Annotated in this window: 13 protein-coding genes; 6 read left to right on the top strand and 7 right to left on the bottom strand. The window is 68.7% G+C overall.

Annotated elements, in window-relative coordinates; translation table 11 throughout:
• Positions 1-2: 2 nt before the first annotated feature.
• Positions 3-1,178 carry an efflux RND transporter periplasmic adaptor subunit gene (locus tag Q5Z10_RS04995; RefSeq protein WP_303638161.1) on the bottom strand — a complete coding sequence of 392 codons (1,176 nt, stop codon included), beginning with the start codon at positions 1,176-1,178 and terminating at the stop codon, positions 3-5.
• Positions 1,179-1,331: 153 nt separating this feature from the next.
• Here Q5Z10_RS04995 and Q5Z10_RS04990 point away from each other — a divergent pair, with 153 nt between their 5' ends.
• From Q5Z10_RS04990 to Q5Z10_RS04980, 3 genes are all read left to right on the top strand, one after another.
• Positions 1,332-2,015, top strand: coding sequence for a response regulator transcription factor (locus Q5Z10_RS04990; protein WP_303638160.1), 684 nt, complete (start codon positions 1,332-1,334; stop codon positions 2,013-2,015).
• Entirely contained in the window at positions 1,993-3,378 is a 1,386-nt protein-coding gene (locus Q5Z10_RS04985) for a sensor histidine kinase (protein ID WP_303638159.1), read from the top strand. Before Q5Z10_RS04990 ends, Q5Z10_RS04985 begins: the two co-directional genes overlap by 23 nt.
• 100 nt (positions 3,379-3,478) lie before the next feature.
• Positions 3,479-5,569: a TonB-dependent siderophore receptor gene (locus Q5Z10_RS04980; RefSeq protein WP_303638158.1), complete on the top strand. Its 2,091-nt coding sequence runs from the start codon at positions 3,479-3,481 to the stop codon at positions 5,567-5,569.
• A gap of 454 nt (positions 5,570-6,023) precedes the next feature.
• Here Q5Z10_RS04980 and Q5Z10_RS04975 read toward each other — a convergent pair whose 3' ends face one another.
• The 3 genes from Q5Z10_RS04975 to Q5Z10_RS04965 form a co-directional block, all read right to left on the bottom strand.
• Positions 6,024-6,911, bottom strand: a complete 888-nt coding sequence (locus tag Q5Z10_RS04975; RefSeq protein ID WP_303638157.1) for a LysR family transcriptional regulator — start codon at positions 6,909-6,911, stop codon at positions 6,024-6,026.
• Between the two features lie 39 nt (positions 6,912-6,950).
• Positions 6,951-7,832 (bottom strand): SDR family NAD(P)-dependent oxidoreductase, encoded by an 882-nt coding sequence (locus tag Q5Z10_RS04970; RefSeq protein ID WP_303638156.1) that lies wholly within the window; start codon positions 7,830-7,832, stop codon positions 6,951-6,953.
• Between the two features lie 97 nt (positions 7,833-7,929).
• Positions 7,930-8,793, bottom strand: coding sequence for a DMT family transporter (locus Q5Z10_RS04965; protein ID WP_303638155.1), 864 nt, complete (start codon positions 8,791-8,793; stop codon positions 7,930-7,932).
• 131 nt (positions 8,794-8,924) lie between these two features.
• Here Q5Z10_RS04965 and Q5Z10_RS04960 point away from each other — a divergent pair, with 131 nt between their 5' ends.
• Complete coding sequence (locus Q5Z10_RS04960) at positions 8,925-10,304, top strand: aminotransferase-like domain-containing protein (RefSeq protein ID WP_303638154.1); 1,380 nt, start codon at positions 8,925-8,927, stop codon at positions 10,302-10,304.
• Here the strand turns inward: Q5Z10_RS04960 and Q5Z10_RS04955 are convergent.
• Positions 10,243-11,187 carry a LysR substrate-binding domain-containing protein gene (locus Q5Z10_RS04955; RefSeq protein WP_303638153.1) on the bottom strand — a complete coding sequence of 315 codons (945 nt, stop codon included), beginning with the start codon at positions 11,185-11,187 and terminating at the stop codon, positions 10,243-10,245. The two genes, Q5Z10_RS04960 and Q5Z10_RS04955, sit on opposite strands and share 62 nt — an antisense overlap.
• A 115-nt stretch (positions 11,188-11,302) precedes the next feature.
• Here Q5Z10_RS04955 and Q5Z10_RS04950 point away from each other — a divergent pair, with 115 nt between their 5' ends.
• Both Q5Z10_RS04950 and Q5Z10_RS04945 read left to right on the top strand, forming a co-directional pair.
• Positions 11,303-12,001, top strand: a complete 699-nt coding sequence (locus Q5Z10_RS04950; protein WP_303638152.1) for a glutathione S-transferase family protein — start codon at positions 11,303-11,305, stop codon at positions 11,999-12,001.
• An 87-nt stretch (positions 12,002-12,088) separates the two neighbouring features.
• Positions 12,089-12,763 (top strand): class I SAM-dependent methyltransferase, encoded by a 675-nt coding sequence (locus Q5Z10_RS04945; protein ID WP_303638151.1) that lies wholly within the window; start codon positions 12,089-12,091, stop codon positions 12,761-12,763.
• 3 nt (positions 12,764-12,766) lie between these two features.
• Here the strand turns inward: Q5Z10_RS04945 and smqnr are convergent, their stop codons facing one another.
• Entirely contained in the window at positions 12,767-13,414 is a 648-nt protein-coding gene (gene smqnr, locus Q5Z10_RS04940) for a SmQnr family pentapeptide repeat protein (protein ID WP_303638150.1), read from the bottom strand.
• Between the two features lie 119 nt (positions 13,415-13,533).
• Positions 13,534-15,039, bottom strand: a complete 1,506-nt coding sequence (locus tag Q5Z10_RS04935; protein ID WP_303638149.1) for a PepSY domain-containing protein — start codon at positions 15,037-15,039, stop codon at positions 13,534-13,536.
• Positions 15,040-15,042: the final 3 nt, after the last annotated feature.

Raw genomic sequence — 15,042 nt, 5'->3', positions numbered from 1 at the left:
GCTCAGTCCTTCGCTGCAGGTGCCGGCGCGGGCTTCAGCCGCACCGGCATGCCATCGGCCAGGCCCTGCGCGCCCGCCACCACCACCTGGTCGCCGGCCGCCAGGCCATCCAGCACCAGCCACTGGTCAGCGACGGCGCGTGCGGTCCGGAACAGGCGCAGCCGCGCCTTGCCGTCCTTGTCCACCAGCCACACCTGCGCCTCGCCCTTGGGGCTGCGGTCCACGGCCGCCTGCGGCACCAGCAGCGCCTGCTGCCGGGTACCCTGCCCGACCTGTGCCCGCACGTACATGCCCGGCAGCAGCTGCCCCTCGGGATTGGGAAAACGCGCGCGCAGGGTGATGCTGCCGGTCTCCTGCTGCACATCGATGTCGGCGAATTCCAGCGTGCCCGGCAGCGGATAGTCGCTGCCATCGGACAGGCGCAGCCGCACCGGTGCCGAGTCGGCCTGCACGCCTCCCTCGGCGATGGCGCGGCGCAGTGCCAGGTACTCGTTGCTGGACTGGGTGATGTCCACGTTCATCGGATCCATCTGCTGGACCCGCGCCAGCGGGTCGGCCTGGCCGGAGGTGACCAGCGCGCCCGGGGTGAACAGCGCGCGGCCGATGCGCCCGGCGATCGGCGCGGTCACCGTGGCGAACCCCAGCCGCGTGCTGGCGGTATCCCGGGCTGCCTGTGCGGCCTGCGCCGCAGCTGCGGCCTGCTGGTTGCTGGCAATCGCATCGTCCACGTCCTGGCGCGCGGCCAGCTGCTCCTTGCCGAGCACCTGCATGCGCTGCGCCCGCAGCCGCGCGGTCACCGCTGCGGCCTCGGCGGTCTTCAGGTTCGCCTGCGCCTCGTTCAGCGCGGCCTGGTACAGCGCTGGCTCGATCTGGAACAGCGGTTGCCCGGCCTTCACCCACTGGCCCTGCTCGAACAGGCGCTTCACCAGCACGCCGTCGACCTGCGGGCGCACGTCCGATTCCTGCGAGGCCACGGTGCGCCCCGGCAGCTCCTGCTGCAGCGCCAGCGGCTGGTTGCGCAGGGTCACCACGGTCACTTCCGGCGCCGCTGCAGCGGGCTTGGGCGTGTCCTTGCCACAGGCGGCCAGCAGGCCGGCCAGGGCCAGCGCCAGCAGTGGCAGGCCCGCGGTTCGCGGCAACGGCCAGGGACGGTAGTGGGGGGAGTCGAAACGGGTCATCGGCGAAAGGGTTCCACGCGTGGGGGAGCGTTCGGCGCCGAATATAGAAGACGCGGCGGTACGATCCTGCTAAATGCCGCATGAAACATTTTTCATTTGCAGTGGCTGCCCGCGGTTGCGAGGATGGCCCTGTCCCACTCTGCATACTGGCCCATGCCACGCGTACTCACCATCGAGGACGACCTTGTCACCGCAGAGGAAATCGCCACCGAACTGCGCAGCCATGGCTTCGACGTCGATGTGGCGGCCGACGGCAGCAGCGGCCTGGCCCTGGCGCGCTCCGGCGAGTATGCGGTGATCACCCTGGACCGCATGCTGCCCGGCATCGATGGCCTGGCCCTGGTCACTACACTGCGCCGCGAATGCATCACCACGCCGGTGCTGATGATCAGTGCGCTGTCCGATGTGGATGAGCGTGTGCGTGGCCTGCGCGCCGGCGGCGATGATTACCTGACCAAGCCGTTTGCCTCGGATGAGATGGCGGCCCGCGTGGAAGTGCTGGTCCGGCGCCAGCGGCAGGCCGGCGCCATCGACAGCGTGCTGCGTGCCGGTGACCTGGAACTGGACCTGATGACCCGTTCGGCCCGACGCGGCGGCCAGGAGATCGCACTGCTGCCCACCGAGTTCAAGCTGCTCGAATTCCTGGTCCGCAACGCCGGCCAGGTGGTCACCCGCAGCATGCTGTTCCAGGAAGTCTGGGGCTACCACTTCGACCCGGGCACCAACCTGATCGACGTGCACATCGGCCGCGTGCGCAAGCGCATCGAACAACCCGGCCGCCCGCAGCCGATCACCACCGTACGTGGAACCGGATATGTCTTCAACGCGCAATCCTGACCACTGGCGCTCTTCCAGCAGCAGACTGCTGGGGCTGTACTGCATCCTGTTCGTGGCGTGGTCGAGCCTGCTGCTGGGCGTGATGTACTGGCGCATCTCGGATTACCTCAGTGACCTGACCGAATCGGGCCTGCAGCAGCGCGCCCACCTGTTCATGAGCTTCGACGGGCCGGCGCTGGATGAAGCGCTGCGTGACAGCCAGCGCTTCGATCTGCACCAGGTCTATACCTATGGGTTGTTCGACAAGGCCGGCATGCCGATGGCGGGCCCGTTGACGGCAATCCCCGCGGGACTGCCGCTGGATGGCAACTCGCATGCGGTCGACGGTTGGACGCTGGCCGATGGCCGCCACGAGAACGGTGGCAGTGCGCTGGGCGTAGTAACCCGCGATGGCCGCACGCTGGTATTCGTGCGCCAGAATGGCAAGCTCATGGCGGTCAACAGCATCATCCTCGATGCACTGCTGTGGGGCGTGTCGCTGACCGTCATCCCCGGGCTGGTGGGTTGGCATATCCTGCGCCGGCGCCCGTTGAAGCGGATCCAGCAGATCGAAGCCGCGACCAACCGCATCATCGCCGGCGATCTCGGCCAGCGCCTGCCGGTCTCCAACCGCCGCGATGAGATCGACCGGCTGTCCAGCATCGTCAACGCCATGCTGGAGCGCATCGAACAGCTGATGACCGAAGTCAAAGGTGTCTGCGACAGCATCGCCCACGATCTGCGCACCCCGCTGACCCGGCTGCGCGCGCACCTGTACCGCCTGCGGGTGGGCCTAGACGATCAGCACCCGCACGTGGCACCGCTGGACAATGCACTGGCTGAGACCGACATGCTGATGGCGCGCTTCGCTGCGCTGCTGCGGGTATCCGAACTGGAAAGCCAGCAGCGGCGCTCGGCATTCGACGCGGTCGACATTGCCGACCTGCTGCAGGAACTGCACCAGTTCTACCTGCCACTGGCCGAAGAGAAGCAGCAGCTGCTGCAGCTGCAGGTGGACCCGCAGATCGGTGCGCTGCGCGGCGACCGCGAGCTGCTGTTCGAGGCGCTGGCCAACCTGCTGTCCAATGCGCTGCAGTTCACCCCGGCCCATGGGCGCATCCTGCTGCGTGCGGTGGACGACCACGGCGCCCCCAGGATCGATGTGATCGACAGTGGTCCGGGCATCCCGGCGCAGGACCGAACGCTGATCTACCAGCGCTTCTATCGCGGCAGCAGCAGCGCCAGCCAGGGGCCCGGGTTCGGGCTGGGCCTGTCGATCGTGGCCGCCATCACCGGCCTGCACGGCTTCCGGGTGCGCGCTGGCAGCGCCCCCGGGGGCGGCGCCTGGATGAGCATCCGCGCCGCCGCCGACGGCCTGCCCTGACGCGCGACCGCAGCACGCCCAACCGCACTTGGGAATCATTTGTATTTGAGCACGGGCATCCGGATAATCCGCCGTCACCGTCTCTCCCGGGTCACTTCCGATGCCTGCCCTGCCACCGCGTCCGCTGCTGTACACGCTTGCCCTGCCCTCCCTGCTGGCCGCGACCATGGCCCAGGCCCAGGACAGCCCGGCGGCGCGCACCCTGGACAAGGTGAGCGTGGTGGCCGATCGGGCCAGCACCGCGACCAAGACCGACACCGCGCTGACCGAGACGCCGCAGGCCATCAGCGTGGTCACCCAACAGCTGTTCAGCGACCGCGGCGCGCACAACCTGCAGGAAGTACTGCGCTACAGCGCGGGCGTCACCGCTGACGCCTGGGGCCTGGATACCCGCAACGATGCCAGCTCGGTGCGCGGGCTGGATCCGGTGCAGTACCAGGATGGCCTGCGCCGCAGCTATGGGTTCAGCCCCCTGGCCCGCCCGGAGATCTATGGCCTGGAACGGGTGGAAGTGCTGCGCGGTCCGTCTTCGGTGCTGTACGGTGCCGGCGCCACCGGCGGCATCATCAATGCGATGAGCAAGCGCCCGGACTTCGGTGCAGCCCGCGGTGAGCTCGGCCTGCAGCTGGGCAGCTTCGATCGCAGGCAGCTGCAGGGCGATGTCGGCGGTGCGTTGAACAGCGATGGCACCCTTGCGGGCCGCGTTGTTGGTGTGGTGCGCGAATCGAACATGCAGACCGATGTGCTCAATGACGACCGTGTCTACCTGGCGCCGTCGATCAGCTGGCGCAACGAGCGCAGCAGCCTGACCCTGCTGGCCAGCTACCAGCACGACAGGACCGGCTCCAGCCAGCAGTTCCTGCCGTTGGCCGCGACCCTGCTGGCGCCGCCCGGGCGCCGCCTGGATCCGTCCACCTTCATCGGCGACCGCGACTTCGACCGCATCGATTCGCGCGTCTACAGCCTGACCGCGCTGTTCGACCATCGCTTCAGCGACGTGGCCAGCCTGCGCTCGGCCGTGCGCTACATCGATGGCAGCACCACGCTGCAGCAGCTGTACGTGGACAGCTACAGCAATCCGGAGAACCCGTTCATCGACGCCGACCGCCGCGTGGTCAACCGCACCGCCTATGGCACCCGGCCGGATGTGCAGATTCTCAGCGCCGACACGGCGGTGCAGTTCGATTTCGCCACCGGTGCCTTCCAGCATCTGCTGCTGGCCGGCGTGGACTACAGCCAGTACAGAGAACAGCTGCAGCGTCTGGATGCCATCGGCACCCCCATCGACATCTACGCACCGGTATCGATCGCCCCCACCGTCCGTGGCTGGGATCGCCAGCCGGATCAGGAATCCAGCCAGCTGGGCCTGTACGTGCAGGATCAGATCCGCTGGGCCGACCGCGTTTCGCTGGTGCTGGGCGCACGCCGCGACCACGCGCGTTCGAAGACCGAAGGCCAGTCCAGCCAGACCGACAACGCCACCACCTATCGTGCCGGCCTGATCGGTGAGCTCGGCGGCGGGGTGTCGCCCTACCTGAGCTACAGCGAATCCTTCCTGCCGGTGTCCGGCCAGGATCTGTTCGGCAGCGCCTTCAAGCCGATGCGCGGGCGCCAGGCCGAGGGGGGCATCAAGTGGCAGCCTGCACGCGGCATGCTGCTGACCCTGGCGGCATACCGCATCACCGAGACCAACCGGCAGACCAACGACCCGGACAATGTGCTGAACGTGGTGCAGACCGGGCAGATCCGCTCCAAGGGCGTGGAGCTGGAAGGCCAGTTCCAGTTCGCCAACGACCTGACGGTCACCGCCGCCGTTGCGCGCAACGAGGCCGAAGTGAGCCGCAGCAACTTCGCGCTGGAAGTCGGCGAACGCTTGAACGACACCCCGCAGGACCTGGCCTCGGCCTGGGTGTCCAAGGGCTTCCCGCTGGACGACGCAGCACGCATGAAGATCGGCCTGGGCGTGCGCCATGTCGGCAACACGGTATCGCTCGGCAATGGTGGCCGCATCATCACGCCCAGCTACACCCTGGCCGATGCACTGGTGGAAGTGCAGGTGAGCGACTGGACGATGGCGCTGAACATCACCAACCTCACCGACAAGCGCTACTACGCGCCGTGCCGGACCTTCGGCGACTGCTTCGCCGGTTACCCGCGCGTAGTGACCGGCACCCTCAGCTATCGCTTCTGAGCGCGGCCACCACCACTAGCTGCGTCGTACCGGGCAGTTCCCTGCCCGGCACGGGTGTCCAGATGCATCGCCCGCCGCCGATCTGCTGGCGCACAGCGCCTTCCCCCAAGCGAACGCAGACCGGCGGCGGGCGATGCGGTTGGCACTGCACGCAGCACTGGACATGTCGGGCGGCCCCGTGTGATTCCCATGCTTCACCCGCCACGGACAACGGATCGCACTGGTTCCAAGCGCCGTCCATGACACCTGTCGACCGGTGCGACAGCGCTGCCTGCGAAATGCCAATCCCTGCCGGCCCGAACTGGCTGGCAGGGGCGTCATGTTCGCCATTGCACGCCGCGCGCACCATCGGTGGTTTGCCCGGTGACCTGTCAGGAATGGGGAAGGCGCATCGCATCACCGCGCGCAGCGCCGCTCATGCGCCCGGCAGGGCACGGCCGACCGCCGACCGCCATCAACGCGCCGCGCTGGCCGCCGCCGCGTCGATGAAGTTGCGCACGACCGGCGATGGAGATTCCGGCCGCAGGCAGAACTGCAGCGCGAACTCGGCCTGCGCGCCCTGCAGGGGCCGATAGAGGATTTCATCGGGCCGAAAACCGGTCATGCTCGCCGGCACGATCGCCACGCCGGCCTCCACCGCCACCAGCGACAGCACCGCGTGCATGCCCTGCGCCTCCTGCACCACGCGCGGACTGAACCCCGCGGCGGTGCACAGCCCCAGCACCTGTGCGTGGAAACCGATACCCTCGGCCGCCGGCCAGGAAACGAAGGGCTCATCCACCAGCATCGCGACCGACAGCTGCGGCACGTTGGCCAAGGCGTGGGCACGCGGCAGGGCGATCGCCAGACGGTCCTGGTCGAAATCGTGCAGCACCAGCTCGGCGGCGGGAATCGGCGGGATCAGCACGCCCACGTCGATACGCGCCTCGCGCAGCCAGACCTGCTGCTGTCGCGAAGTGGCTTCGTGCAGGTGCAGCTGCACCTGCGGAAAGGCGTGGCGGAACTGCCGGATCAATCCGGGCAGGCGGCCATACAGCGCGCTGCCCACATAGCCCAGGCGCAGACTGCCGGTCTGCCCGGCCGCCGCTGCGCGGGTACGCTGCAGCGCCTGCTCGGCCTGCTGCAGGGTCGCGCGCGCTTCCGCCAGCAGCGTCTGCCCGGCCATCGTCAGGCCCAGCGTGCGGTTGCCGCGCACGATCAGCCCGGTGCCCACTTCGTCTTCCAGCCGCCGCATCGCCGCCGTCAAGGGTGGCTGTGACATGTGCAGGCGCGCGGCGGCGCGGTGGAAGTGCAGTTCTTCGGCCACCGCCACGAACTGGCGGAGCAGGCGCAGATCGATCATTTCAATGCAGGCAGCGGGTGACCTGCCTAGGGTACGCGTTCAGCCGCGTGCGTCGACACTCGGCCGTGCGATCACCGGCCATTGCAGGGCCACCGACTCGATGCTGTCGGCCAGCACCGCACGCAGGTCGCGCGGATAGGCCACGTTCTCCGCTTCCTGCAGGCGCAGTGCATGGAACTGGCCATTGCTGGCCCGCAGCACCCAGCCGCCCTCGCGGCAACGACCGGATACCAGGAACGCGCCCCCGGCTGCCACAGCATCCGGATGCAGCTCATCCGGTTCGCCGTCGATGCCCCACATGCGGGTCTTGGCGACCGGCGAAACCGCGTTGACCACGATGCCGTGCTCGGCCCCCTCCAGCGCCAGCACGTTGACCAGCCCCTGCGCCGCCAGCTTGGCCATCGCATAGGCCGCCAGGCCGCGCTGGGCATACTGCGGGTACAGCGCGCGATCCGACGTGGTCACCACGATGCGCCCGCCGCCGGCTGCCCGCATCGCCGGCCATGCGGCCTGGGCCAGCCACAGCGGCGTCTTCGCGGCCAGGCACAGCATCTGCTCCAGCGCGTCGTCCTGCACCGCCTCGATGCCCGCGTACGCCACCCAACCGGCGTTGTGGATGATGAAGTCCAGCCGCCCATGCCGCTGCAGGATGTCCTGCACCAGCGCGTGGCAGCCGGCGCGCTGGTCGATGGCAGCGGCGGCGGCGTCCACCGCCAGGCCCTGCGTGCGCAGCGCAGCGGCGGCCTGCGCCACGCGCTGCGGATCGGTCCCGGTGCCATCCAGCCCGGCGCCGACGTCATGCATCACTACATGCGCGCCGCGCTGGGCCAGCAGGCGGCTGTAGGCCAGGCCCAGGCCACCGGCGGCACCGGTCACCAGGCCCACCTGGCCGTCGAAGGAAATGCTGGAATTCGGCTTCATCCGGCCAGCATCGGCCAGCGTGCGCACGACGGCCAATACTGTTTTCGCGCCTGTGCGATACGCCAACGGTATCGCGGCGTGATCGCCGGCGATGCGTTCAGCGGCTGAAGCGGCGTGCGCCGGCCACGCAGGCCACTGCCGCCACGGTCACCAGCAGCATGCTGGCGCTGACCGCTTCGTGCAGCAGCACCGCCGCCAGCGCCAGGCCGAAGAACGGCTGCAGCAGCTGCAGCTGGCCCACCGCAGCGATGCCGCCCTGGGCCAGGCCGCGGTACCAGAACAGGAACCCCACCAGCATGCTGAACACGGCCACATAGCCCAGCGCCCACCAGGCCGATGCCTGCACCGCAGCGAACGAGGCCGGGCGCATCAGCACGGTCAGCGGCAGCATCACCGGCAACGCCAGCAGCAGCGCCCAGCTGATCACCTGCCAGCCGCCCAGGTGCCGCGCCAGTCGCCCGCCTTCGGCATAGCCCAGCCCGCACACCACGATCGCCGCCAGCATCAGCAGATCGGCCTGCCACGAAGCCTCGATACCATTGCGCGCGGCGTAGCCGGCCACGCAGGCGCTGCCCAGCAGCGAAAACAGCCAGAAGGCCGGGCGCGGGCGCTCGCCACCGCGCAGCACGCCAAACACCGCGGTGCTCAACGGCAGCAGGCCGACGAACACGATGGTGTGCGCCGACGAGGCGTGGCGCAGGGCCAACGCGGTCAGCAACGGGAATCCCACCACCACGCCCAGACTGACCAGCACCAGGCCCGGCAGATCACGCCGATGCGGGCGCGGCTGGCGCAGCAGCAACAGCAGGGCCAGGCCGAGCAGCGCGGCGATGCTGGCGCGCGCCGCAGTGACGAAGCCGGCATCCAGCTGCAGCACCGCCACGCGGGTTGCCGGCAGCGATCCGGCAAAGATCACCACACCGATGAAGCCATTGATCCACCCGTTCACCGACCGTTCCACGCCTGCGCTCCTGGAGTCCCGGGCGGCGCCCGGCAGATGCGGGCATGGAACCACCCGCATCGCGGATACCCCAGCTACAATCCAGTACAGTCGAAAGTAACTGTACTGCCCATACTTCCACTACAGTCCCCATGTCAGGTCCGCCTACCCGCATCGATTCGGTCATCCAGGCGGTGCGCGCCCGCATCAGTGCGCGCATCGATGGACCCGGCTCGCGCCTGCCCTCGGTACGTGCCCAGGCGGCGGCGATGGGGGTGTCGGTCTCCACCGTGGTCGAGGCCTACGAGCGCCTGGCCGCAGAAGGCGTGATCAGCGCGCGCGCAGGCTCCGGGTTCTACGTCAGTGGTCCGGTCGCACCGCTGGCGCTGGCGGCGATGGAGCCGCAGCGGGAACGCGCGGTCGACCCGCTGTGGGTTTCGCGGCAGTCACTGGAAACCCCGGCCGGGCACCTCAAGCCGGGCTGCGGCTGGATGCCGAGCGACTGGTTGTACCAGGACGGCGTGCGCCGTGGGCTGCGTCGGTTGGCACGCGTGGACGCATCGCATCTGGTCGACTACGGCAGCCCGCTCGGTCTGCCGTCGCTGCGCCAGCTGCTGCAGCGGCGCGCCGCCACGCTGGGCATCGATGCGCCGATGGAACAGGTGCTGCTGACCGAATCCGGCACCCATGCCGTCGATCTGATCTGCCGCTTCCTGCTCAAGCCCGGCGACTGCGTGCTGGTGGATGACCCGAGCTACTTCAACTACCACGCGTTGCTGAAGGCACACCAGGTGCAGGCCATTGGCGTGCCGTACACGCACAGCGGCCCGGACCTGGAGGCATTCGCGCAGGCACTGCAGTCGCACGCGCCGCGGCTGTACATCACCAATTCCGGCCTGCACAACCCGACCGGCGCCGTGTTGTCGGCCAGCACCGCGCATCGCCTGCTGGGCCTGGCCGAGCGCAGCGAACTGGTGATCGTCGAAGATGACATCTTCGCCGACTTCGAACTGCAGCCGGCACCGCGGCTGGCCGCACTCGATGGGCTGTCGCGGGTGATCCACGTCGGCAGTTTCTCCAAGACGCTGTCGGCCGCCTCGCGCTGCGGTTTCATCGCCGCGCGCGGTGACTGGATCGAGGCACTGACCGATCTGAAGCTGGCCACCAGCTTCGGTGGCGGTCACCTGGCTGCGCAGCTGATGCATGTCGCACTGACCGACAGCGGCTACCGGCGCCACATGCAGGCGGTGCGCACGCGCCTGGCCGACGCGCGCCGGCACACGCTGCGGCAGCTGCACAGGCTGGGCATCATTCCCTGGCTGCAACCCGACGCGGGGCTGTTCCTGTGGTGCCGGCTGCCCGATGGCCGCGATGCCGCCGCACTGGCGCGGCAATGCCTGCGCGAGGGCATCGTGCTGGCACCGGGCAACGCGTTCAGCCAGTCGCAGCGCGCGGCCGACTACCTGCGCTTCAACGTCTCGCAATGCCAGGACCCGCGGATCTGGCAGGTACTTGCGCAGGCGTTGCGCTGAGCTGGTAGTGCGCCACCAGCGCATCCACCACCACGCGCACGCCCGGCAACTGGCCGCGACGGTGCGGCATCAGCACACTGGTGGTCACCTCGCCGGCGTGCCAGGCCGGCAGAACCTGCTGCAGGCGGCCAGCGGCAAGGGCCGCTGCACACAGGCTGTGCGGGAGCACGGTAATGCCAAGCCCGGCTTCGGCTGCGGCGATCAGCAGCGTCGACTCGTTGCCGACCAGCGCCACCTGCGGCTCCACCTGCACCCGGCGGTCGTTGGCATCATGCAGCGTCCAGCGCGTTGCATGACGCGCGGTCAGCAGGCCTGCGTGCGCGCACAGCTGCTCCGGTGACTCCAGGGCGGGCGCGCTGGCCAGATAGTCCGGTGCAGCCACCAGCACGATGCGCTCGCTGCCCAGCGAGCGCTGCACCAGCCCGGAATCCGGCAGCGGACCGAAGTGGCTACGCAGGGCGATGTCGATGCCTTCCTGTGCCAGATCGATGAAGCGATCGCTGACATCGACTTCGATGCGCAGCCGCGGATGGCGGCGGGCGAGTGCGGGCAGGCAGGCAGCGAGCTGGTCCTGCACGACCGGAATGGACGCGCTGATGCGCACGGTGCCACTGGGTTCGGCCTGGCGGTCGCGGACAATCGCTTCGGCGGCCTCCACTTCCGACAGCGCCGCACAGGCGCGCTCGAAGAACGCCTGGCCAACCTCGGTCAGCGCGAAGCGGCGCGAGCTGCGCTGCAGCAAGCGCACGTCAAGCTGCGCTTCCAGCAACGCCACGCGCTTGCTCAACGTCGAGCGCGGCAGCCCCAGGTGACGCCCGCCGGCGGCGAAACCGCCCTGTTCGACCGCCGTCACGAACAGGGCCAGATCGTTGAGGTTGAGCATGCGCAATGTCCACGGAGGTGGACTTCAGGATGCCAGCGGGACGGCTTCCTCGGCAATGTCCACACAGGCACGCTTTTCCTACCCGCCGCACCGCGGCTTGAACCGGAAACCTGCCATGACCCCGATCCTCTTCTACGGCGTGCCCTCGGGCTGCTCGTTCGGCTCCATCGTCGCCCTGGAATGGCTGCGCCAGCCCTACCAGCTGTGCCGCATCGACATGCCCGGCCAGGTGCAGGGTGACCCGTACCGTCGCCTCAACCCCCTGGGCGAAACCCCGACGCTGCGCACCGCCCAGGGCGAACTGCTCAGTGAAAGCCTGGCCATCCTCAACCATCTCGCCGCACGGGGCATCCCGCAGGGGCTGGGCTTCGCGCAGGGCACGCCCGGCTTCGACCGCCTCAACCATCGGCTGGCCTATCTCAACACCAGCTTCTTCGGTGCCTATGCCCCGCTCTGGCACGCGCTGGAACACGCCGAAGGTGCCGAGGGTGAGGCGCTGCGGGCCTACGGTACGACCAAGGTGCGCCACGCCCACCAGGCGCTGGAGCAGATGATCGGCAATGGCCCCTGGCTGCTGGGCGATCAGCGCAGTTTCGCCGACGCCTACTTCGCCGGCATTGCGCGCTGGAACGACTACCACCAGGTGGTCGACCGCCGCGGGTTCCCGAAGCTGCAACAGCTGTTCGAGCGCCTGCAGGATGACCCGGGCGTGCAGTTCGCCCACGCCATCGAAGCGCAGCGGCCGGCCACCAGCAGCGGGAGCTTCCTCGGCGAGGTGCAGCTGCAGGATGTGCCTGAGGCTGCAGCGGCCTGAACCCCGCCGTGCCTGTGCCGCCGCGGCGCGCAATGCCCCTTGCGCGCCGCGCTACAGTGGTTAGTCCCCCGCCGCAGGAATCCGCGCATGTCCACGTTCTCCGACCCGCAGGTGGTGGCCCGCTACGCCGACGGTCCGCTGCGGCAGGTGCCGGGCTTCCTCGCCCTGCAGCAGATGAGCCGCCTGCTGCTGGCCGAAGTCGTTCCCGCACACGGCCGCGTGCTGGTACTCGGGGCCGGGGGCGGGCTGGAACTGAAGGCCTTCGCCGAGGCACATCCGGGCTGGCAGCTGCTGGGCGTGGACCCGGCCGCGCCGATGCTGGCGCTTGCGCAACAGACGCTGGGGCCACTGATGGCGCAGGTGGAATTGCTGGAAGGCTATATCGACGATGCACCGGATGTGCGCTTTGACGGCGCCAGCTGCCTGCTGACACTGCACTTCCTCGATGCCGCGCAGCGGCTGCACACGCTGCGCGAGCTGCACCGCCGCCTGCGTCCGGGCGCGCCGCTGGTGCTAGCCCACCACAGCGTACCGGCCGATGAAGCAGGCAAGCGCCGCTGGCTGCAGCGCTACCTGGCCTTCGCCGAGGCATCCGGGGTGACCCACGCCGATGCCCAGCGCACGATCGAGGTCATGATCGAGCGGCTGCCGCTGCAGTCACCCGAGCAGGACGTCGCGTTGCTGCAACAGGCCGGCTTCGACGGCGTGGAACTGTTCTATGCCGGCTTCAGCTTCAAGGGCTGGGTGGCGTACGCCGGCTGATGCCTACGGCACCAAGGTGATGCCGATGCGCTGCATCAGCAATGCCACCTGCTGCACATCCAGCCGCGCCCCGCGCAGGTTGACCACGCGCAGGTCCAGATCGCCCAGCTCCGAACCGGTCAGGTCACAGTCGGTGAAGTTGGCACTGCTCCAGTCGATGCCCTCGAACTGGCCCGCCGACAGGTCCGAACCGGCAAAGCTGGCGCCGCTGAGGTTGGCGCCGTCCCAGCGGTTCTCCCACAGCTCGCACTTTTCCAGCGTCACCCGCGAGAAGTTGGCGTAGCGCAGGTTGGACTTCTTGATGAAGGCACTGCAGAACCAGCTGCGCGTGGTGATCTGGTTCATGAAGCTGGCGTTGCTGAAATCCGCGCCCTGCGCGCGGCACTCGCTGATTTCCAGGCCCAGTGCCTTGATGAAGTTGAAATGGCACATGCTGATGTCACAGCCGCGGAAGCTGGCTTCCTTCAGCGTGGCGCCGTTGAAGCGGCAGCCGGTGCGGCTGTCAGCGTTGTAGAAGCTGCAGTTGATGAACTCGGTGCCGGTCAGGTCGGCGCCGGAAAAGTCGCAGTCGTGGAACTGCTGGTCGACCACTTTCTGGCCGGTGTACAGGTCGCCGGCAATGCGCAGCTTGCGGTGAACGGTGGGGGACATCGGGAATTCCATGTCACGTTTGCCCGACATGATGCCGGGCAAACGTGGTCTTCCGTAAGCGGGCGTGCCGCGGGGTTCACCGGCAGTCCAGCCGTGCTGTGTACAAATCGCAGCCGACGTCAGTGCCGACGGCGCCGGAACTTCATCCGCAGGCGACGATAGCCGATCACCACGCCCGTGGCACACAGGCCTGAACCCGCCACACTCAACACCAGCAACACGCCCAGCCGCGTGTTCTCTTGGCGCAGCATGCCCGGCAGGTCCCAGCTGTGCAGGAGGTAGAACAGCCAGCGGCCAACCCGCTCGCGATGGCCCAGGGTCAGCAGCGGATCACCGGTGGCCAGGTCGAAATAAACCCGTGTGGCGGGCGCATCGCCGAAGTCCGCCACAGCTACCGGAAAGCGCCGCACCGCTGCACCGTTCATCGCCTCGGGGGCACGCGGGTAGAAGTACTCGTCGGGCGTGTGCAGGATCGAGAACGCACGCAACGGCCCCCTACCCATCACCTGCGCGTGCTGCTGCAGCCACGGGGTGGGCAGCACCCGGGCGACATGCAGCTGCCCCTGTGCCTGCGAAACGATGCGCGTACCACCCTGCCCGTCCAGCAGCACCGCGAACAGTTCGCCACCGATGCGACGCCACTGGATTTCCACCGGCACGACACCTTCCCGGGACGCTGCGGCAAGCAACGCCTGCGGCCGTGCCATCGCAGAATCCAGCGCCACTGCCGCACCGCGATAGCGCGCGGTATCCACTGCGCCCGCGGTGCTGCTGAACACCTGCAGCGGGTTCATCGACATCAACCCGCTGAATATCCAGGTGAGAACGAAGGCGGACGCCAACAGCCCGATCAGGTGGTGCCAGCGCATCCACGGTTCGGCATACGGCGTCTTCGCGCCGGACCGGTAGCGACCACGGAAGCGCCAGCGCCACACGCCCACCACGATGCCGCTGATGGCCACAACCGTGCACAGCCCGGACAGCACGATCACCACCCACGTCCACACCGGGTCCACCGACTGCATGCGCAGGAAGTACAGCCAATGCAGCCACGCGCCGACGTAGTTCCAGCGCTGCTGGCGGTACGGCGCGTCCAGCACCACTTCGCCGGTGCGCGAGGACACGTACAGACTGCCTGGCTGCGGGCCGCCCACTTCCACCTTGTACAGTGGTCGGTGCGCGTCCAGTGCGCGCGAATGCGTCCAGCGATCCTCATCGACGCGCATCGCCCCGACGAAGGCCTGTCCCCCAGCGTACTGCGCCGCGGCAGCCTCGGCGCGCTGTGCCGACACCGGCAACAGGGCCTGGCCGGTGCGCGCAGACCAGGCGCCCACGTTGCCGCCACTGCGCACCACGTAGGCCGGCTCACCGCGCAGCGTGGTCAGCGCCACGCTTTCCGGCTCAGCCTGCACCGCCGCTGGCAGCGCCGACAGCCCGAGCACGGCGTGCGTGCCGTCCAGCACCGGCAACGCTGCCAGCCGCTCGCCCGGCGTCAGCTTCGGGTAGCCGACGAACAGCATCACCATGCCACTGGCAAACCACAGCAGCATCAGCAGGCAGCCACAAATGCCCAGCCAACGGTGCACCAGATACGTCCAGCGCTTGGCGGTGGATCGCAGCGACATGGC

It is taken from the genome of Stenotrophomonas sp. 704A1, assembly GCF_030549525.1.
GTDB classification, from domain to species: Bacteria; Pseudomonadota; Gammaproteobacteria; order Xanthomonadales; family Xanthomonadaceae; genus Stenotrophomonas; species Stenotrophomonas tuberculopleuritidis.
Note: the sequence above shows the minus strand (reverse complement) of the source record. Positions and strands in the feature narration are given on the sequence as shown.

Coding starts and splice junctions, on each gene's coding strand:
- Q5Z10_RS04985 (WP_303638159.1), top strand. CDS start 1,993: ATGTCTTCAACGCGCAATCCTGACCACTGGCGCTCTTCCAGCAGCAGA.
- Q5Z10_RS04980 (WP_303638158.1), top strand. CDS start 3,479: ATGCCTGCCCTGCCACCGCGTCCGCTGCTGTACACGCTTGCCCTGCCC.
- Q5Z10_RS04945 (WP_303638151.1), top strand. CDS start 12,089: ATGTCCACGTTCTCCGACCCGCAGGTGGTGGCCCGCTACGCCGACGGT.
- Q5Z10_RS04995 (WP_303638161.1), bottom strand. CDS start 1,178: ATGACCCGTTTCGACTCCCCCCACTACCGTCCCTGGCCGTTGCCGCGA.
- Q5Z10_RS04975 (WP_303638157.1), bottom strand. CDS start 6,911: ATGATCGATCTGCGCCTGCTCCGCCAGTTCGTGGCGGTGGCCGAAGAA.
- Q5Z10_RS04960 (WP_303638154.1), top strand. CDS start 8,925: ATGTCAGGTCCGCCTACCCGCATCGATTCGGTCATCCAGGCGGTGCGC.
- smqnr (WP_303638150.1), bottom strand. CDS start 13,414: ATGTCCCCCACCGTTCACCGCAAGCTGCGCATTGCCGGCGACCTGTAC.
- Q5Z10_RS04935 (WP_303638149.1), bottom strand. CDS start 15,039: ATGTCGCTGCGATCCACCGCCAAGCGCTGGACGTATCTGGTGCACCGT.
- Q5Z10_RS04990 (WP_303638160.1), top strand. CDS start 1,332: ATGCCACGCGTACTCACCATCGAGGACGACCTTGTCACCGCAGAGGAA.
- Q5Z10_RS04955 (WP_303638153.1), bottom strand. CDS start 11,187: ATGCTCAACCTCAACGATCTGGCCCTGTTCGTGACGGCGGTCGAACAG.
- Q5Z10_RS04950 (WP_303638152.1), top strand. CDS start 11,303: ATGACCCCGATCCTCTTCTACGGCGTGCCCTCGGGCTGCTCGTTCGGC.
- Q5Z10_RS04970 (WP_303638156.1), bottom strand. CDS start 7,832: ATGAAGCCGAATTCCAGCATTTCCTTCGACGGCCAGGTGGGCCTGGTG.